The 19,625-nt window shown below is 75.9% G+C and carries 12 protein-coding genes; 10 read left to right on the top strand and 2 right to left on the bottom strand.

Going from position 1 to position 19,625, the window contains the following annotated elements:
- Nucleotides 1-23: 23 nt before the first annotated feature.
- The 3 genes from ACIP60_RS09855 (at nt 24) to ACIP60_RS09845 (ending at nt 7,902) form a co-directional block, all read left to right on the top strand.
- Complete coding sequence (locus ACIP60_RS09855; protein WP_400682000.1) at nt 24-3,311, top strand: ATP-dependent helicase; 3,288 nt, start codon at nt 24-26, stop codon at nt 3,309-3,311.
- Entirely contained in the window at nt 3,298-6,486 is a 3,189-nt protein-coding gene (locus ACIP60_RS09850; protein ID WP_400681999.1) for an ATP-dependent DNA helicase, read from the top strand. The genes ACIP60_RS09855 and ACIP60_RS09850 overlap by 14 nt, the downstream gene beginning before the upstream one ends.
- 198 nt (nt 6,487-6,684) lie before the next feature.
- A complete protein-coding gene (locus ACIP60_RS09845; protein WP_400681998.1) occupies nt 6,685-7,902 on the top strand; it encodes a PP2C family protein-serine/threonine phosphatase in 1,218 nt (405 codons plus the stop codon).
- Here the strand turns inward: ACIP60_RS09845 and ACIP60_RS09840 are convergent, their stop codons facing one another.
- Nucleotides 7,903-8,811 (bottom strand): endonuclease/exonuclease/phosphatase family protein, encoded by a 909-nt coding sequence (locus tag ACIP60_RS09840; RefSeq protein ID WP_100838510.1) that lies wholly within the window; start codon nt 8,809-8,811, stop codon nt 7,903-7,905.
- Between the two features lie 77 nt (nt 8,812-8,888).
- Between ACIP60_RS09840 and ACIP60_RS09835 the strand changes: the two genes are divergently transcribed.
- The 6 genes from ACIP60_RS09835 (at nt 8,889) to ACIP60_RS09810 (ending at nt 16,664) form a co-directional block, all read left to right on the top strand.
- Entirely contained in the window at nt 8,889-9,500 is a 612-nt protein-coding gene (locus tag ACIP60_RS09835) for a PadR family transcriptional regulator (protein ID WP_100836451.1), read from the top strand.
- Between the two features lie 16 nt (nt 9,501-9,516).
- Nucleotides 9,517-10,281 (top strand): ABC transporter ATP-binding protein, encoded by a 765-nt coding sequence (locus ACIP60_RS09830; RefSeq protein ID WP_400681994.1) that lies wholly within the window; start codon nt 9,517-9,519, stop codon nt 10,279-10,281.
- Entirely contained in the window at nt 10,278-13,106 is a 2,829-nt protein-coding gene (locus ACIP60_RS09825; protein WP_400681991.1) for an FtsX-like permease family protein, read from the top strand. Before ACIP60_RS09830 ends, ACIP60_RS09825 begins: the two co-directional genes overlap by 4 nt.
- A gap of 162 nt (nt 13,107-13,268) precedes the next feature.
- A complete protein-coding gene (locus tag ACIP60_RS09820) occupies nt 13,269-14,666 on the top strand; it encodes a dipeptidase (protein ID WP_400681988.1) in 1,398 nt (465 codons plus the stop codon).
- A gap of 52 nt (nt 14,667-14,718) precedes the next feature.
- Nucleotides 14,719-15,660 carry an NAD(+) diphosphatase gene (gene nudC, locus ACIP60_RS09815; RefSeq protein WP_400681986.1) on the top strand — a complete coding sequence of 314 codons (942 nt, stop codon included), beginning with the start codon at nt 14,719-14,721 and terminating at the stop codon, nt 15,658-15,660.
- Between the two features lie 215 nt (nt 15,661-15,875).
- Entirely contained in the window at nt 15,876-16,664 is a 789-nt protein-coding gene (locus tag ACIP60_RS09810; protein ID WP_400681985.1) for a GntR family transcriptional regulator, read from the top strand.
- Nucleotides 16,665-16,874: 210 nt separating this feature from the next.
- Here the strand turns inward: ACIP60_RS09810 and ACIP60_RS09805 are convergent, their stop codons facing one another.
- Nucleotides 16,875-17,126 carry a mycoredoxin gene (locus ACIP60_RS09805; RefSeq protein ID WP_111554167.1) on the bottom strand — a complete coding sequence of 84 codons (252 nt, stop codon included), beginning with the start codon at nt 17,124-17,126 and terminating at the stop codon, nt 16,875-16,877.
- Nucleotides 17,127-17,306: 180 nt separating this feature from the next.
- Here ACIP60_RS09805 and ACIP60_RS09800 point away from each other — a divergent pair, with 180 nt between their 5' ends.
- The gene (locus tag ACIP60_RS09800) at nt 17,307-19,583 is read left to right on the top strand and encodes an ATP-dependent DNA helicase UvrD2 (RefSeq protein WP_400681982.1); all 2,277 of its coding nucleotides are present in this window, start codon (nt 17,307-17,309) and stop codon (nt 19,581-19,583) included.
- Nucleotides 19,584-19,625 lie beyond the last annotated feature (42 nt).

Here is a 19,625-nt window from a genome sequence, read left to right as displayed (position 1 = left end):
CCGCCGTACGACCCTGGACCGCAGTGACCTCACCGTTCCGCCTGGTGCGCAGCCCCCTCGCCCAGCCCGACCCGCCCCAGCTGGACTCCTTCCAGCAGGCGGTGGTCGAGCACGCGTCGGGGCCGCTGCTGGTGCTCGCCGGGCCCGGCACCGGCAAGACCACCACGCTGGTCGAGGCGGTCGCCCGGCGGGTCGCCGACGGCACCGCGCCCGAACGCGTCCTGGTGCTGACCTTCAGCCGCCGGGCCGCGATGGAGCTGCGCGACCGGATGACCGCCCGGATCGGCGCCACCGCCCCGCAGGCCACCACCTTCCACTCGTTCTGCTACGCCCTGCTCCGCGCCCACCAGGCGCCCGAGGAGTACGCCGAGCCGCTGCGGCTGCTCTCCGGCCCCGAGCAGGACGTGATGGTCCGCGAGCTGCTGGCCGGCGGCGCCGAGGACGCGAGGGCGGGCGCCGGCACCATCGACTGGCCGCTCGACCTGCGGGCCTGCCTGACCACCCGCGGCTTCGCCGACGAGGTGCGCGCCGTGCTCGCCCGCAGCCGCGAGCTGGGCCTGGGCGAGGCGGAGCTGGAGCGCTTCGCCCGGGGCGTGCAGCGCCCCGACTGGGCCGCCGCCGCGCACTTCCTGGCCGAGTACCTGGACGTGCTGGACCTGCGCGGCGTACTGGACTACGCCGAGCTGGTGCACCGCGCCGTGCTGCTCGCCGAGCGCCCGGACGTCGCCGCCGGGCTGCGCGGGCGCTACGACGCGGTGTTCGTCGACGAGTACCAGGACACCGACCCGGCCCAGGTCCGGCTGCTGCAGCGGCTGGCCGGCGGCGGCCGGGACCTGGTCGCGGTCGGCGACCCCGACCAGTCGATCTACGCCTTCCGCGGCGCCGACGTGAACGGCATCCTGGAGTTCCCGCACGCCTTCCCGCGCGCCGACGGCAGCCCCGCCGAGGTCAAGGTGCTGCGGGTCTCCCGGCGCTCCCGGCCGGTGCTGCTGGCCGCCTCCCGGGAGCTGGCCCGCCGGATGCCGATGGGCCGGCTGCCCGCCGACAAGCTCGCCGCGCACCGCGCCCTGCTGCCCTCCGCGGCCGGCCACGGGCGCGAGGGCGGCGCCGTCGAGGTGTACACCTACCCGACGCCCGGCGCCGAGCTCGACTCGGTCGCCGACCTGCTGCGCCGCGCCCACCTGGAGGACGGCGTGCCCTGGGGCGAGATGGCCGTGCTGGTCCGGGCCGGGTCCCGGACCATACCGGCGGTGCGCCGCGCGCTGACCGCCGCCGGCGTCCCGCTGGAGATCGACGGCGACGACCTGCCGCTGCGCGAGGAGAGCGCCGTCGTCCCGCTGCTGCTCGCCCTGCGGGTGTGCGCCGAGGGCCCCGGCGCGCTCACCGCCGACCTCGCGCACACCCTGCTCACCGGCCCGCTCGCCGCCCTGGACGGCTCCGACCTGCGCCGCCTCGGCCGCACCCTGCGCGAGGAGGAGCGCCGGGCGCTGGCCGCCGAGGGCACCCCCGGGGTGGTCCGCCCCGCCGAGGAGCTGATCCGCGAGGCCCTGGAGCAGCCCGAACTGCTCGCCCTGCTGGCCGCCCCCCACGCCCGCCGCGCGTACGAGCTGGGCACGCTGCTGCGCAAGGTCCGGGAGCTGCTGGCCGGCGGCGCGAGCGCCGAGGACGCGCTGTGGGAGCTGTGGGACGGCTCCCGGCGCTGGCGCGAGCGGCTGGAGCGGGCCGCCCTGCGCGGCGGCCCCGCCGGGCGCAACGCCGACCGGGACCTGGACGCGCTGTGCGCCCTGTTCGAGACCGCGGCCCGCGCCGAGGAGCGGGTCACCGGCCACCGCGGCGCGCTCGACCTGCTCGCCGAGGTCGAGGCCCAGGACATCGCCGCCGACACCCTGCACGTGCGCGCGGTGCGCCCCGACGCCGTCCGGCTGATGACCGCGCACCGCTCCAAGGGCCTGGAGTGGCGGCTGGTCGTCGTCGCCGGCGTCCAGGAGGGCCTCTGGCCCGACCTGCGCCGCCGCGGCTCGCTGCTGGAGGCCGACCGGATCGGCCGCGACGGCCTGGCCGAGCCGCTGTCGGCGGGCGCGCTGCTCGCCGAGGAGCGCCGGCTGTTCTACGTCGCCGCGACCCGGGCCAAGGACCGGCTGGTGGTCACCGCCGTCAAGGCCCCGGCCGAGGACGGCGACGAGCCCTCCCGGTTCCTGCGCGAGCTCTACCGCGAGACGCTCGACCCGCGCACCGGCAAGGTGCTGGAGCGCACCCCGCCGGTCAGGGTCGCCGACGTCACCTCCCGGCCGCGCCGCCCGCTGTCGGTGCCCGCGCTGGTCGCCGAGCTGCGCGCCGTCACCGTCGACCCGGCCCGCTCCCCGCAGCTGCGCCGGGCCGCCGCCGAACGGCTCGCCACCCTGGCCGCCGCCCTGGACGAGGAGGGCCGCCCGCTCGTCCCCGCCGCCCACCCCGACCAGTGGTGGGGCCTGGACGACCCCACCGCCGCCCCGCAGCCGCTGCGCGAGCCCGGGCAGCCCGTCGGACTCTCCGGCAGCGGCCTGGAGCAGCTGGAGTCCTGCTCGCTCCAGTGGTTCCTGGAGAAGGACGTCAAGGCGGGCACCACCGCCTCCGCCGCCCAGGGCTTCGGCAACGTGGTGCACGCCCTCGCCGACGAGGTCGGCTCCGGCCGCACCCCCGCCGACCTGGCCGTCCTGATGGAGCGCCTGGACACCGTCTGGGACGCGCTGGCCTTCGACGCGCCGTGGAAGTCCGCCCAGGAGAAGGGCGAGGCCCGGGCCGCCCTGGAGCGCTTCCTGCGCTGGCACGTGCTGGAGCGCGGGCGCACCACCGTCGCCACCGAGTACGGCTTCGACCTGACGCTGGACGTCGGCGGCGTCGCGGTGCGCGTCCGCGGCTCGATGGACCGGGTGGAGACCGACGCCGCGGGCCGCGCCTACGTCGTCGACTTCAAGACCGGCAAGCAGGTCCCGACCGACAAGTCGCTGCCCGGGCACCGCCAACTCGCCGTCTACCAGCTGGCGGTGGGCAACGGCGCGCTCGACTCGCTGCCCGGCTTCGAGCACGGCGCCACCCCCGGCGGGGCCGAGCTGGTGCACCTGCGCGAGCCCGCCAAGGGCGACCCGGAGGCCCCCAAGGTGCAGCGGCAGCTGCCCGAGGAGAGCACCCCCTGGATCGAGGACCTGCTGGTCACCACCGCCGGGAAGGTGCTCGCCGAGAGGTTCACCCCCACCGCGGGCGAGCGCTGCGGGCGCTGCTCCTTCCGCGGCAGCTGCTCCGCGCAGCGGGACGGGCGGCATGTCGTCGACTGAGCCGCTCCGGCACCCGGCCCAGCTCCGCGACCTGCTCGGCATCCCGTTCAACGACGAGCAGGTGGCGGCCCTCGGCGCGCCCATGGAGCCCGGCGTGATCGTGGCCGGCGCGGGCTCCGGCAAGACCACCGTGATGGCCGCCCGGGTGGTCTGGCTGGTCGGCTCCGGCGCGGTCCGCCCCGAGCAGGTGCTCGGCCTGACCTTCACCAACAAGGCGGCCGGCGAACTCGCCGAACGCGTCCGCGCCGCCCTGCTGCGGGCCGGGGTCCGCGCGGCGGACGAGGACGCCCTCGGCGAACCGCAGGTCTCCACCTACCACGCCTTCGCCGGCACCCTGCTCAAGGAGCACGGCCTGCGCCTGGGCATCGAACCCGACGTCCGGCTGCTCGCCGACGCCACCCGCTTCCAGCTCGCCGCCCGGGTCCTGCGCCAGGCCCGCGGCCCGTTCCCGGGGCTCACCGGCACCTTCAGCGCGCTGGTCGCCGAGATCATCGCGCTGGACTCCGAACTCGCCGAGCACCTGGTCGAGCCCGCGCGGCTGCGCGCGTACGACCAGGAGCTGCTCGACCGGCTGGCCACCGTCAAGCTCTCCAACGAGGACCTGCGGGCCGTCCCGAAGGCCGCCCGCGGCCGGCAGGAACTGCTGCAGCTGGTCGAGGACTACCGGGCCCGCAAGCAGAGGCTCGGCCTGCTCGACTTCGGCGACCAGATCGCCGCCTCCGCCCGGCTGGCCCAGCAGCGCCCCGAGGTCGGCCGGCTGCTGCGCGAGCAGTACCGGGTGGTGCTGCTGGACGAGTACCAGGACACCTCCGTCGCCCAACGCCTCATGCTGGCGGGCCTGTTCGGCGGCTCCGCCGGGGCCGGGCACCCCGTCACCGCGGTCGGCGACCCCTGCCAGGCGATCTACGGCTGGCGCGGTGCCTCGGTCGCCAACCTGGACGACTTCCCGCGGCACTTCCCGCGCGCCGACGGCGGCCCGGCGCACCGCTTCTCGCTCAGCGAGAACCGCCGCAGCGGCGGCCGGCTGCTCGACTTCGCCAACGAACTCGCCGCCCCGCTGCGCGAGATGCACGAGGGCGTGGCGGCGCTGCGCCCGGCCCCCGGCGCCGAGCTCGACGGCTACGCCCGCGTCGCGCTGCTGCCCACCCACGCCGAGGAGGTGGACTGGCTGGCCGACTCGATCGCCCACCTGGTGCGCACCGGCACCGCGCCCGGCCGGATCGCGGTGCTCTGCCGGGCCGGCGGCTCCTTCCCCGACCTGCACGCCGCGCTGGTCGCCCGGCAGGTCCCGGTCGAGGTGGTCGGCCTCGGCGGGCTGCTGCAACTCCCGGAGGTGGCGGACCTGGTGGCGGTCTGCGAGGTGCTCCAGGACCCGACCGCCAACGCCGCCCTGGTCCGCCTGCTGATCGGCCCGCGCTGGCGCACCGGCCCGCGCGACCTGGCCCTGCTCGGCCGCCGGGCCGCCGAGCTCGTCCGCACCGCCCGCCCCGGCGAGCAGGACCCGCTGGCCGCCGCCGTGGCCGGGACCGACCCGACCGAGGTGGTCTCGCTGGCCGACGCGCTGGAGACCTTCGTCGACGCCGAGCAGCCCGACGACCTGCCGTTCTCGCCCGAGGCGCGGGTCCGCTTCGCCCGCTTCGCCCGGGAGATCCGCGAACTGCGCCGGGCGCTGGCCGAACCGCTGATGGACGTCCTGCACCGGGTGCTCACCGTCACCGGCCTGGAGGTCGAGCTCTCCGCCTCCCCGCTGGCGCTGGCCGCCCGCCGCCGCGAGACGCTGCACTCCTTCCTGGACATCGCGGCCTCCTTCGCCGACCTGGACGGCGACCCCGGCCTGGCCGCCTTCCTGGGCTTCCTGCGCGCCGCCCAGGAGTACGAGCGCGGCCTGGACGCCGGGCTGCCCGGCGGCGAGGACACCGTCAAGGTGCTCACCGCGCACAAGTCCAAGGGCCTGGAGTGGGACGTGGTCGCCGTCCCCGGCCTGGTCAAGGGGGGCTTCCCGTCCGGCCAGGGGCGCGAGCGCTGGACCTCCACCCGCCGGGTGCTGCCGCACGCCCTGCGCGGCGACGCCGCCACGCTGCCCGCCGACCCGGCCTGGGACGCCAAGGGGATGGGCCGGTTCAAGCAGGAGACGGCCCGGCACGGCGCGGTCGAGGAACTGCGGCTCGGCTACGTCGCGTTCACCCGGCCGCGCTCGCTGCTGCTGGCCTCCGGGCACTGGTGGGGGCCGACCCAGAAGCGCCGCCGCGGGCCGTCGGAGTTCCTGACCGCGCTGCGCGCGCACTGCGAGCGGCCCGGCAACGGCGAGGTCGAGCACTGGGCCGCGGAGCCGGCGGAGGACGCCGGGAACCCCGCGTTCGACGTGTCGGTGGAGACCCCCTGGCCGCTGCCGCTCGACCCGACCGCCCAGCACGCCCGCCGACGGGTTGCCCGGGTGGTGCGGCAGCGGCTGGCCGGCGCGCCCGCCCCCGGGCCGGAGCCGATGGGCGCCGAGGACCAGCGGCTGCTGGCCTCCTGGGACCGCGACCTGACCGCCCTGCTCGGCGAGTTGGAGCGCTCCCGGCGCACCGTCCGGGACGTCGGGCTGCCCGCCTCGCTGTCCGCCACCCAGCTGATGCGGCTGGCCGCCGACCCGGACGGCTTCGCCCGCGACCTGGCCCGCCCGATGCCCCGCCCGCCCGCGCCCGCCGCCCGCCGCGGCACCCGCTTCCACGCCTGGGTGCAGTCCCGCTACGACCAGCCGCTGCTGCTCGGCCCCGACGCGCTGCCCGGCCTGGAGGCCGAGGAGATCGAGGACGAGCGCGACCTGGAGCGGCTCAAGGAGGCGTTCCTGCGCGGCCCCTACGCCGGCCGCACCCCGTACCGGGTCGAGGCGCCCTTCCAGCTGGTGCTCGCGGGGCGGGTGGTGCGCGGCCGGATCGACGCGGTCTACCGGGACGCGGGCGGTGGCGCAGGGTCACCGCACTACGAGGTGGTCGACTGGAAGACCGGCCGGGAGGACTCCGGCGACCCGCTGCAGCTCGCCGTCTACCGGCTGGCCTGGGCCGAGCAGGCGGGCGTTCCGGTGGAGCAGGTCACCGCGTCGTTCTGCTACGTCCGCTCCGGCCGGATCGAAACCCCGTCAGGACTTCCCGGCCGAAAGGAGTTGAGCGATCTTCTGATCGGGAATAGGTAGAAAAGAGTCACTCAGAGCATCCAACCCGTCACGAGATCACGCGAAACCTGTGCGCCCTGCACGTTTCGTGCCTATTGTGGGGTCGGTAACCGGTCATCCCTCGTACTCCGGCCGCCGTCAGGGCTCCCGACCCCCTGACCTCCCGTCAGACCCGCAGGTGCCGAGCAGCACCCGCACCTTCCGCTGGAGAGACCGACGTTGAGCGCGACCGGATGGATCAGGGACGTCCTCCACGGCCCCACCCCAGGCCCGGTACCGGGCACCGTCACCGGGACCTGGCCCAAGACCTCGCACGCCCTGCCGCTGATCGGCATGCTGCTGATCCTCTCCCTCGACCTGCTGACCGCCAGCCGGGTCAGCGTCGAGCCCGCCCTGACCGCCGTCCCCGCCCTCGCCGCCGTCGTCTCCCGCCGGACGTGGTACCCGCTGCTGACCGGCGCCCTGGCCGAGGCGTGCGCCTTCGGCACGGCCTGGTACCACGGCATCCTCGGCCAGTCCGTGCACACCGCCACCGTCGCCGCGATCGTCGTCATCGCCGGCATCGGCCACCTCAGCGCCACCCTCCGCCTGCGGCAGGAACTCGCCCTCGCCGAGGCCCAGTTGGTCGCCGAGATCGCCCGCCGGGTGCTGCTGCGCCCGGTCCCCGACCGGGTCGGGCCGGTCCGCGCCGCCGTCCGCTACGCCGCCGCCGCGGCGCACGCCTCGATCGGCGGCGACCTGTACGAGGTGGTCAACACCCGGCACGGCGTGCGCGCCGTGATGGGCGACGTGCGCGGCAAGGGGCTGGCCGCCGTCGAGACCGCCGCCGCCGTGCTCGGCGCGTTCCGCGAGGCCGCCCACCAGGAGCCCGCGCTGGAGCGGGTGGCCGGCTGGCTGGCCGTCAGCCTGGACCGGGCCCTGCACGAGAACGACCACCCCGGCGTCGAGGAGGAGTTCGTCACCCTGGTGCTGGTCGGCGTCCGCCCCGACGGCGTCCTGGAGATCGCCAACTGCGGCCACCCGCCGCCGGTCCTGCTCCGCGGCGAGGAGCCGCCGCACCTGCTGGCCGCCGACGAGACCGTCCCCCCGCTGGGCGTGCTCGACCCCGAGGACGTCTGCCCCCCGCTGCAACTGGTCGAGCTCCGGTCCGGCGACCGCCTGCTGCTCTACACCGACGGCGTCATCGAGGCCCGGGACCACGGCGGCGCCTTCTACCCGCTCACCGACCGGCTCCCGCTGCTCGCCGACGACGGCCCCGGCGACGTCCTGCAGCGCCTGCACGACGACGTGGTCCGGCACGTCGGCCACAAGCTCGGCGACGACGCGGCGATGCTGCTGCTCCAGTTCGACCCCGTCGCGCTGCCCGCCCAGGCGGCCCCCCCGGGACCCGGGGGCCGCGGTGGGCACCGGGGCCGACGCCTGACCCCCGGGCGCTGATCAGACCTCGACCTCGACCACCAGCGGCCGGTGGTCGGAGACCCCGGTGCGGGGCGCCGAGACCGAGCCGACGGTGTTGCGCGGGACGCCGATGCCCAGGATGTGGTCGAACTGGACGGTCGGCCGGTGCGCGGGGTAGGTCGGCGTGCGGGCCAGGTCGTACCAGCCCTGCAGCCGGGTGCGCCGTGCGGTGCGGACGCGCTCGCGCCGCGCCGTGCGCTGGATCGCGTGCGCCGAGCCGAGCACGGTGCGCGGCACCGCGCCGATCAGGTTGAAGTCGCCGAGCACCAGGTAGGGCTGCGGCAGGTCGGCGATCCAGCGCCGGATCGCGGCGAGCTGCCCGACGTTCCACCCCGGCACGAACGACAGGTGCGCCGCCACCACGGTGAACTCCCCGCCCGGCCCGGCCAGCACCGCCGCCAGCGCCGCCCGCGGCTCGTCCGGGACGGGCGTCAGCCCGCGCCGCCCGGCCACCCGCAGCGGCAGGCCGAAGGGCGCGGGCGCGAACCGGCGGGCCCGCCAGTGCAGCACCGGCAGCCGGGTGAGCAGTGCGGTGCCGTACGAGGGCCGGGCGGTGTCGGCCAGGTCGGCCGGCCCGTAGACGGCCAGGCCGGGCCGCTCCGGGTCGGGCACCCAGCCCGCGGAGGGGGCGGGGACGCCGTGCAGCGCGGCGGCGAAGCGCCAGTCCGCGGCGCCCATCGCCTTCGCGGCGACGGCCGCCTGGTCGACCAGGCCGGAGCGCTCCTGGTGGCGGTCGACCTCCTGGAGGGCGAGCACGTCGGCGTCGAGCGAGGCGACGGCCTCGGCCAGCGGGCCGCCCGGATCGGCGGGCCGGGGCGCCGGGCTGCCGTCGGGGGCGAGCGGTTGGCCGTGCAGCAGGTTGTACGTGGCGATCCGCAGTGTGGTCACGCCGTCGACCGTACCGGGCCCGGGTGAACGGCCCGGCGGCTTGAGGGTGGCGGGCATACCGGGTATACATACTCGGTATGTCGATCCGTCACGGCCTGCTCGCCCTGCTCGACCAGGGCCCGCGCTACGGCTACCAGCTGAGATCCGAGTTCGAGGCCCGCACCGGGGCGACCTGGCCGCTCAACGTCGGCCAGGTGTACACCACGCTGGGCCGCCTGGAGCGCGACGGTCTGGTGGAGGCCGCCGGCGAGGACGACGAGGGCCACCAGTTCTACTCCGTCACCGACGAGGGACGCGCGGAGCTGCGCCGGTGGTTCGACACCCCGGTGCCGCGCACCAACCCGCCGCGCGACGAACTGGCGATCAAGCTGGCGATGGCGGTGACCATCCCCGGCGTGGACGTGGCCGCGGTCGTGCACGGCCAGCGCCGGCACAGCATGCAGGCGCTCCAGGACTACACCCGGCTCAAGGGCCGGGCGCTGGCCGCGGACGACGGCTCCGGCAAGGACCTGGCCTGGCTGCTGGTGCTGGAGCAGCTGATCTTCCAGACCGAGGCGGAGATCCGCTGGCTGGACCACTGCGAGTCCCGGCTCGCCCAGCACGCCGAACGCGCCGCCGCCCCGTCCGAACCCGCCGCCGCGCCGCCCGCCCGGCGCGCCGCCAAGAGCCGCGACCGCGGCCGCATCTGAACCTCCTGGGGGAGTGATGACCGAACAACTCAAGCCGGCCGAGCCCGTGCTGCACCTCGACCAGGTCAGCCGGACGCACGGCCAGGGCGCGGCCCAGGTGCACGCGCTGCGCGCCGTCGACCTGCGGGTCTACCCCGGCGAACTGGTCGCCGTGATGGGCCCCTCCGGCTCCGGCAAGTCCACCCTGCTGACCCTGGCCGGCGGCCTGGACAGCCCCACCGGCGGCCGGGTGGTCGTCGAGGGCACCGTCCTGGGCGACCTGGACCGCAAGAAGCTGGCCGCCGTCCGCCGCCGCTCGGTGGGCTACGTGTTCCAGGACTACAACCTGATCCCCGCGCTCACCGCCGCCGAGAACATCGCGCTGCCCCGGGAACTGGACGGGGTCTCCGTCCGCGCCGCCCGCCGGGAGGCGCTCACCGCGCTCGAGGAACTCGGCATCGCCGAACTCGCCGACCGCTTCCCCGACGACATGTCCGGCGGCCAGCAGCAGCGCGTCGCCATCGCCCGCGCCCTGATCGGCGACCGCCGCCTGGTGCTCGCCGACGAGCCCACCGGCGCCCTGGACTCCACCACCGGCGAGTCCGTGCTCGCCGTGCTGCGCGCCCGCTGCGACGCCGGCGCCGCCGCCATGATGGTCACCCACGAGGCCCGGCACGCCGCCTGGGCGGACCGGGTGGTGTTCCTGCGCGACGGCCTGCTGGTCGACGAGACCGCCCGGCAGGACGCCGGCAGCCTGCTGGTCACCGCCGCCACCAACGCCCGGAAGGACGGACAGCGGTGAAGCTGACCGCCTGGCGCGCCGCCCTGCGGATCGCCCGCCGCGACGCCGCCCGCGCCAAGGGCCGCAGCGCCCTGGTGCTGGCGATGATCGCGCTGCCGGTGCTCGGCGTGGCCGGCGTGGACGTGATCGCCCGCAGCGCCCAGCTCGAACCGGCCGAGAAGGCCGCCCGGCAGATGGGCACCGCCCAGGCGTACGTCACCATGTCGCAGCGCGGCGGCAGCATCCTCCAGGACCCCTCGGGCGAGAACACCGTCAGCCAGGTGCCCGACAAGGACCGGCCGCAGACCGCCGCGCAGAAGCGCAGCGCCGACACCGACCCGGCGCGGCTGCTCACCGAACTGCTGCCCGGCGCGGTGCTGGTGCCGACCGGCAACGACACCGGCACCACGACCACCACCAGGGAAGGGCGGATGCAGGTCACCCTCGACGAGGCCGACCTGACCGACCCGGTGTGGCGGGGCAAGCTGAACGTGGTGGCCGGCGCCGCCCCCACCCGGCCCGACCAGATCGCCGCCACCCGGGGCTTCCTGGACCGCTCCGACCTGCGGGTCGGCGACCGCACCGCGATCCACGGCCTGGACTCCACGCCGTACACCATCACCGCCGTCGTCGAGGACCCGGGCTACCTGGACCGGAACATGCTGTACGGCCGCCCCGGCGCGGTGTTCGCCCCGATCGCGCAGGCCGACCCGACGGCCGGCGACAGCGGCCGGGTGCGCAACGGCAGCAGCTGGCTGGTCAAGCTGCCCGCCGGGGCCCGGGTGGACTGGTCCAAGGTGCGGGAACTCAACGAGCACGGCTTCACGGTGGTCTCCCGGGCCGTCCTGCTGGACCCGCCGGCCCGCTCCGAGGTGCCCTACTACGCGGCCGAGCGGTCCTCCTCCTCGGCCGTCAGCAAGAGCGCGCTGGCGATCGCCGCCATGGTGCCCGGCATGGCGCTGCTGGAGATCGTGCTGCTGGCCGGACCGGCGTTCGCGGTCGGCGCCCGCCGCTCGCGCCGCCAGCTCGGCCTGCTCGCGGCCGGCGGCGGCGACCGCTCGCACGTCCGGGCGGTGGTGCTGGCCGGCGGCGCGGTGCTGGGCAGCGGCGGCGCCGTGCTCGGCCTGCTCGGCGGCGTGGGCCTGGTCGGCCTGCTCCGCGGACAGCTCGAACACCTGGGCGGCCAGCGCTTCGGCCACCTCGACGTGCAGCCCCTCGACCTGCTCGGCGTCGCCCTGATCGGCCTGGTCACCGGCCTGCTCGCGGCCGTGGTCCCCGCCGTCCAGGCGTCCCGGCAGGACGTCATCGCCGCCCTCACCGGCCGCGGCGACAGCAAGCCCGCCAACCGGACCGTCGCCGTGATCGGCGCGGTGATGGTGGCCGGCGGCACCGCGCTGGCCCTGCTCTGCGCGATCGGCAACACCGCCGTCGTGGCCGGCCTGCTCGGCGGCTCGGTGATCGCCGAACTCGGCATGCTGCTGTGCACCCCGGTGCTGATCGGCCTGTTCGGGCGGCTCGGCCGCCACCTGCCGCTCAGCCCCCGGCTCGCGCTGCGCGACTCGGTCCGCCACCGCGGCCGCACCGCGCCCGCCGTGGCCGCCGTGATGGCCGCCGTGGCCGGCGCCGTCGCGGTCGGCATCTACCACGCCAGCGACGTCGAGAAGCAGCGCCAGGACTACCGGCCCACCCTGCCGTCCGGCGCGGTCGCGCTCTACCAGCCCTCCGGACCGGCCGACGACCCCGCCCGCTTCCCGATGCTGCTCCAGTCGGTGGAGACCCACCTGGACGGGCTCGGCCGGCGCGCCGACGTGCAGGAGATGACCGCGCTGCCCGGCGACTGCACGACCGGCTACGAGTGCGGCTACGTCCGGGCCGTGAAGCCGCCGGACAAGCGCTGCCCGGCCGACGACGTCCAGGACGCGGACAAGGCCCGCGCGTACCAGGACGACCCCCGGTGCGTGGCCGACCGCAGTCAGCCCGAGTACCCGACCAGCTTCTTCGGCGACACCCTGGTCGGCGACGCCGCCCTGCTGCACAACCTGCTCGACGTGCACGACCCGGCCGCCGAACAGGCGCTGGCCGCGGGCAGGGCCCTGGTCTTCCGGCCCGGCTTCGTCACCGACGGCAAGCTGTACCTGCGCGCCGAGGAGCAGCCCACCCAGGCGCAGACCGACGCCGGGGACTACCAGGGCAAGCAGCGGGACGTCGCCGTCGACGCGGTGGAGGTGCACGCGTCCCTCCCGTTCGCGGTGACGGTGCTGAGCCCGCAGGCCGCGCAGAAGGCCGGACTGGGCGTGCGCGGGGCCGGCTCGCTGTGGAAGCCCGCCGGGACGCTGTCCGACAAGAGCGTCCAGAAGGCCACCGCCGACCTCTCCAAGCTCGACGGCAACGCCTACCTGACCGTCGAGCAGGGCTTCAAGCCCGAGACCGACGTCCTGACCCTCGGCCTGACCGGCTTCGCCGGCCTGGTCGCCCTCGGCGCGGCCGGCATCGCCACCGGCCTGGCCGCCGCCGACTCCCAGCAGGACCTGGCCACGCTGGCCGCGGTCGGCGCGTCCGGCGGCATCCGGCGGCGGCTGTCCGGCTTCCAGTGCGGGGTGATCGCCGCGATGGGGGCGGTGCTCGGCCTGGTCTGCGGCGCCGTCCCGGCCCTGGCCCTGCGGCTGCTGGAGGCCCGCAACTCGACGGTCTGGGTCAACGGAGTGCCGGCCGGCCACGAGGACCCGGTCATCGCGGTCCCGTGGGCGAACCTGGCCGGGCTGCTGATCGGCCTGCCGCTGGTCGCGGTGCTGCTGGCCGCGGTGCTCACCCGCTCCCGGATCGGGCTGACCCGCCGGGCCGGGTGAGCCGGGCGCGGGTGGACCGGCCCCGGGGCCGCGGCGGGGGCCGCGGTGGGGCCGGGCGGACCGCGGCGGGGGCCGCGGTGCGGGGACCGGGGCGGGTGACCGTGCTCACGGCCGGGGGAGGCCGTGGGCACGCACCCGTCCGGGCGAACTAAAGTCGTCCGTATGACGAAAACCCCGGACAGCGCCGTCCGCTCCTACATCGACCGGCACGAGGACGCCTTCCTGGCCGACCTCGCCGACTGGCTGCGCATCCCCTCGGTCTCCGCCGACCCGGACCGGGCGGGCGAGGTCCGCCGCTCCGCCGAGTGGCTGGCCGAGAAGCTGCGGGCGACCGGTTTCCCGGTCGCCGAGGTGTGGGAGACGGACGGGCTGCCGGCGGTGTTCGCCGAGTGGCCCTCCGGCGAGGAGGGCGCGCCGACCGTGCTGGTCTACGGCCACCACGACGTCCAGCCCGCCGCCCGCGAGGACGGCTGGGACACCGACCCGTTCGAGCCCACCGTGGTCGGCCGCCGGCTGTACGCGCGCGGCGCCGCCGACGACAAGGGCCAGGTCTTCTTCCACACCCTGGGCGTGCGCGCCCACCTGGCCGCCACCGGCCGCACCGCGCCCGCGGTCAACCTCAAGCTGCTGGTCGAGGGCGAGGAGGAGTCCGGCTCGCCGAACTTCGCCGCCCTGGTGCGCCGCGAGGCCGGGCGGCTGGCCGCCGACGTGGTGATCATCTCCGACACCGGGATGTGGTCCGAGACCACCCCGACCGTCTGCACCGGCATGCGCGGCCTGGCCGACTGCCAGATCGACCTGTACGGCCCGGACAGCGACATCCACTCCGGCTCCTTCGGCGGCGCCGTCCCCAACCCGGCCGCGGTGGCCGCCGAACTCGCCGCCGGCCTGCACGACGCCGACCGCAGGGTCGCGGTGCCCGGCTTCTACGACGGCGTCGTCGAACTCACCGACCAGGAGCGGGCGCTCTTCGCCGAACTGCCCTTCGACGAGCAGCGGTGGCTGGAGGTCGCCAAGTCGCACGGCACCCTGGGCGAGGCCGGCTACACCACCCTGGAGCGGGTCTGGGCCCGGCCGACCGCCGAGGTCAACGGCATCTGGGGCGGCTACACCGGACCCGGCGGCAAGACCATCGTCCCGGCCGAGGCGCACCTGAAGCTCTCCTTCCGGCTGGTCGCCGGGCAGGAGGTGGAGAAGGTCCGGGAGTCCGTCGCGGCCTGGGTTTCCGAGCGGGTCCCGGCGGGAATCCGGTACGAGATCGTCTTCCCCGGCGCGACCCGCCCCTGCCTGACGCCGCTGGACCACCCGGCGCTCCGGTCCACCGTCCGGGCGATGGAGCGGGCCTTCGAGCAGAAGATCCTGTTCACCCGCGAGGGGGGCTCCGGCCCGGCCGCCGACCTCCAGGACGTGCTGAGAGCGCCGGTGCTCTTCCTCGGCATCTCGGTCCCCTCGGACGGCTGGCACTCGATCAACGAGAAGGTGGAGCTCGACCTGCTGCGCAAGGGCGTCGAGACCTCCGCCCACCTGTGGGGCGACCTCGCGGAGAACTTCCGACCGTGACGACGCGCCCCGCACCTGCCGCACCTGCCGTACTGAAGCGAAGCGAACGGGGATGGACGAGTTGAGCAGCGCACCCGACACCAAGCACCTCGCGCTGGCCCGGGCCGGGGTGGACCGGGCGGCGCACCGCCGGCTGGACGAGCCGTGGCTGGCCGCGGCCTGGAGCCACCCCAGCACCCGGGTGCTGCCGATCGCCGGCGGCGAGGCGTTCGTGGTCGACACCGCGGACCGCACCGAACTGGTGCTGCTGCCCTCCTTCGAGGCCCCGGTGACCGGCGACCGGTACTTCCTGGGCACCGACGAGGACGGCACCCACTACTTCGCGCTGGACTGCGAGTCGCTGCCCGGCCGGCTCGACGGCGACGCCCGCCCGGCCGGCCTGCGCGAGGTCGGCAGCGCCCTCTCCGACCGGGACTCCGGGCTGCTGGTGCACGCCGTCGCCCTGGAGCACTGGCACCGGCTGCACTCCTTCTGCTCCCGCTGCGGCCACCGCACCGAGAAGGCCGGGGCCGGCCACCTGCGCCGCTGCACCTCCTGCGCGGCCGAGCACTACCCGCGCACCGACCCGGCGGTGATCATGCTGATCACCGACCCCGAGGACCGCTGCCTGCTGGGCCGCCAGGCGCTCTGGCCGGAGGGCCGCTGGTCCACGCTGGCCGGGTTCGTCGAGCCCGGCGAGTCGATCGAGCAGGCGGTGGTCCGCGAGGTGCTGGAGGAGGCCGGGGTCCGGGTCGGCGAGGTCGAGTACGTGGCCAGCCAGCCCTGGCCGTTCCCGTCCAGCCTGATGCTCGGCTTCCTCGGCCGGGCGCTGCCCGGGGGCACCGGGATCACCGTGGACGGCGAGGAGCTGTCCGAGGCCCGCTGGTTCACCCGGGAGGAACTGCGGGCCGGGATGGCCGCCGGGGAGATCCTGCCGCCGTCCGGCATCTCGATCGCCCGGTACCTGGTCGAACTCTGGTACGGCGAACCGCTGCCGGCGGCCGCCCGCTGGTGACGCCCGGCGCCCGGTGCCGGTGGTTCCCGCACGACGGGGGCGTACGGAGAGATCCGTACGCCCCCGTCGTGCGTCCACCGGGGGGCCGCGACCGGTCGGCCGGAATGGTTCGGGCGCACCCGGAACGTTCCGGCGGGGTTTCCCGAACTCCGTTCCCCGGCACGGTTGTCGCATTCCGCTGAAACCGCGCGAGCCCACTGGCTACATTCACTCGCGTGACGATCCACCGCCGCGCCGCCCCCGCGCCCAAGTACCAGCAGCTCGCCACCGACCTGCGCCGGCGCATCGAGTCCGGCGAGTGGGAGGGCGGCGGCCGCCTCCCGGTCGAGACCGAGCTGGAGGCGCAGTACGGGGTGGCCCGCAACACCGTCCGGCTGGCCGTGGACGTGCTGGTCAACGAGGGCCGGGTGGTGCGCGTCCAGGGCAAGGGCACCTACCTGCGCGAGCCCTCCCGGCACGACCACCGGGTGCACGCCCGCCCGCCCCGGCAGGCCCGCCGCGAACCGCTCACCCCCAGCGGCGAGGTGTACGCCGCCGAGGCCGCCGCCGCCGGGCGGCAGCTCACCGTGGACTTCGAGGTGGCCGCCGTCCGGGCCCGCCGGGACGTCGCCGCCTGGCTCGGACTGCGCCCCGAGGACACCGTGATGATGCGCCGTCAGCTCTGCCGGGTCGACCAGGAGCCCTACGCCATCGAGGAGAGCCACTACCGGGCCGGGCTGGCCGCCGGCACCCCGCTGATGCAGGACCGGCCCGTCCCCGGCGGCGACGAGCGGATACTGGCGCAGCTCGGCCGGACCGAGACCTCCGCCACCGACCACCTCACCGCCCGGATGCCCGACCCGGCCGAGGCCGCCTGGTTCGGCCTCGGCCCGGGCGTGCCGCTGCTGGTCAACACCCGGATCAGCAGCGACCGGCGCGGCCCGATCCGGGTGGTGGAGACCCGCTACGCGGCCGACCGGGCCCGGCTGCTCTACGAGCTCGGCGACACCGCGGCGGGCGGCTGAACCGGCAGCCGGGCGCCGCCCCGGTCCGGCCGCCCGGCGTGCCGCGGCGGAATGCCGGCCCGCGCCGTTCCGGCCGCCGGGCCGGAATTCCGATCAGTACCGGTCGGAACTCCGGCGGAATTCGACCGGGCCCCGGTTGACATTCAGCCGGAATTCGACCGCCGACGACCGGGATTGGACCGGTAATGATCGGATCGGGACCGAATTCGATCAGGCCAGCGCGGACTGGACCTGCCGCAGGCTCGGGTTGGTCATCACGCTCTGCTCCCCGGAGGCGGAGACCACCACGACCGTCGGCACCGTCTGGTTGCCGTCGTTCACCGACTCCACGTAGGACGCCGAGGCCGGGTCCTGCTCGATGTTGACCTCGGTGTAGGCGATGCCCTCGCGGTCCAGCTGGCTCTTGAGGCGGTTGCAGTAGCCGCACCAGGTCGTGCTGTACATCGTGACGGTGCCGGACATGGCGGGGGACTCCTTCGGTCGACGGACGGTGGCCGGACGGTGGCCGGACGGCCGCCCGGTGCAACGTCCGGCGGCCCCGGCCCATTCCGGGGCGGGTGACGGTGTGACGATCCGACCACCTCGGACCGCCTGTGGACAACCCCGTCCGAACTGTCCGGCCCGCCTGCGAGGATGGAGGGCATGCAGGAAGACCTCCTCGGGCTCGACGGCCCCCACCCGCAGTACGGCCACGCCCCCGCCGGGGCGGACGCGGTGCTGGCCGGGCTCGACCCCGAGCAGCGCGCCGTGGCCACCGCCCTGCACGGCCCGGTCTGCGTGCTGGCCGGCGCCGGCACCGGCAAGACCCGCGCCATCACCCACCGGATCGCCTACGGCGTGCGCAGCGGCGTCTACCACCCCGCGCAGGTCCTCGCCGTCACCTTCACCGCCCGCGCGGCCGGCGAGATGCGCGGCCGGCTGCGCCAGCTCGGCGCCGACGGCGTGCAGGCCCGCACCTTCCACTCGGCCGCCCTGCGCCAGCTCCAGTACTTCTGGCCGCGGGCCATCGGCGGCGAGTTCCCCCGGCTGCTGGAGCGCAAGGTCCAGCTGGTCGCCGAGGCGGCCGGCCGCAGCGGCCTGCGCGTCCAGCGCACCGAACTGCGCGACCTGACCGCCGAGGTCGAGTGGGCCAAGGTCACCCAGGTCGTCCCCGACGACTACCCGGCCGCCCTCGCCAAGTCCGGCCGCGAGGCCCCGCGCGACCCGGCGGAGATCGCCCGGGTCTACGCCGCCTACGAGCACGCCAAGCAGCAGCGCCGCCTGATCGACTTCGAGGACGTGCTGCTGCTCACCGCCGCCGTCCTGGAGGACCGGCCGGAGATCGCCGACCAGGTCCGCTCCCAGTACCGGCACTTCACCGTCGACGAGTACCAGGACGTCTCCCCGCTCCAGCAGCGCCTGCTGGAGCAGTGGACGGGCTCCGACGGCGGCGCCAGCCTCTGCGTCGTGGGCGACGCCAGCCAGACCATCTACTCCTTCACCGGCGCCACCCCCGACCACCTGCTGAACTTCCGGCACCGGCACCCCGAGGCCACCGTGGTCAAGCTGGTCCGGGACTACCGCTCCACCCCGCAGGTGGTCCACCTGGCCAACGGGCTGCTCGCGCAGGCCCGCGGCCAGGCCGCCCAGCACCGGCTGGAGCTGGTCTCCCAGCGCGAGGCCGGCCCCGAGCCGGTCTACCGCGAGTACCCGGACGAGCCGACCGAGGCCGAGTCCACCGCCCGCCTGATCCGCGACCTGCTCGGCACCGGCGTCCGGGCCAGCGAGGTCGCCGTGCTGTTCCGCACCAACGGCCAGTCCGAGGTGTACGAGCAGGCCCTCGCCGACCTCGGCATCGCCTACCAGCTCAAGGGCGCCGAGCGGTTCTTCGAGCGCCCCGAGGTCCGCGAGGCCGGCGTGCTGCTCAAGGGCGCCGCCCGGGCCGCCGACGACCCGCTGACCTCCGGCGCGCCCGACCTCGCCGCCCAGGTCCGCGCGGTGCTCGCCACCCGCGGCTTCGCGGCCGTCCCGCCGGCCGGCTCCGGCGCCGTCCGCGAGCGCTGGGAGTCGCTGAACGCGCTGGTCCGCCTCGCCGAGGAGTTCGAGGCCGCCCGCCGGTCCGCCGGGGCCCCGGCCGACCTCGCCGCCTACGTCGCCGAGCTGGACGCCCGGGCCGCCGCCCAGCACGCCCCCGCCGTCGAGGGCGTCACCCTCGCCTCGCTGCACGCCGCCAAGGGCCTGGAGTGGGACGCGGTGTTCCTGGTCGGCCTGAGCGAGGGCACGCTGCCGATCATCTACGCCAAGACCGACGAGCAGGTCGAGGAGGAGCGCCGGCTGCTCTACGTCGGCGTCACCCGGGCCCGCCGCTTCCTGACCCTCTCCTGGTCGCTCTCCCGCTCCCCGGGCGGCCGCGCCTCCCGCAAGCCCACCCGCTTCCTGGACGGCCTGCGCCCCGGCTCCTCCGGCCCCGGCGCGCGCACCCGGGGCGGGCGCGGGGGCGTCGAGCCGGGCGCGGAGCGCTCCGCCGCGCGCCGGGCGCGCGGCCCGGTCAAGTGCCGGGTCTGCGAGCGCACCCTGACCGACGCCGTCGAGCGCAAGCTCCGCCGCTGCGAGGGCTGCCCGTCCACGATGGACGAGGCGCTCTACGAGCGGCTGCGCGAGTGGCGCTCGGTCAAGGCCAGGGAGCAGGGCGCCCCGGCCTACGTGGTGTTCACCGACGCCACCCTGACGGCCATCGCGGAGGACGTGCCGGGCAGCCTCGCGGAGCTGTCCCGGATCTCCGGAGTGGGCGCCATGAAGCTGGACAAGTACGGCTCCGACGTGCTCTTGTTGTGTGCGGGGGAGAGTCCGGAGCCGGTGGGGGAGACCGACCGCGAACCGGAGCCCGCCCCGTCCGAGGGCGAAGCTGAGAACCAGGCTGAGAACTCGCCGGAAAAATAGTTTGCGCGCCGCATGGACGGCGCAATAGCCTGCCGGAGCGGT

Origin of the sequence: Kitasatospora sp. NPDC088783 (genome assembly GCF_044750705.1) — a bacterium.
Taxonomy (GTDB): domain Bacteria; phylum Actinomycetota; class Actinomycetes; order Streptomycetales; family Streptomycetaceae; genus Kitasatospora; species Kitasatospora fiedleri.
This window is presented reverse-complemented; position numbering and strand designations above follow the sequence as displayed.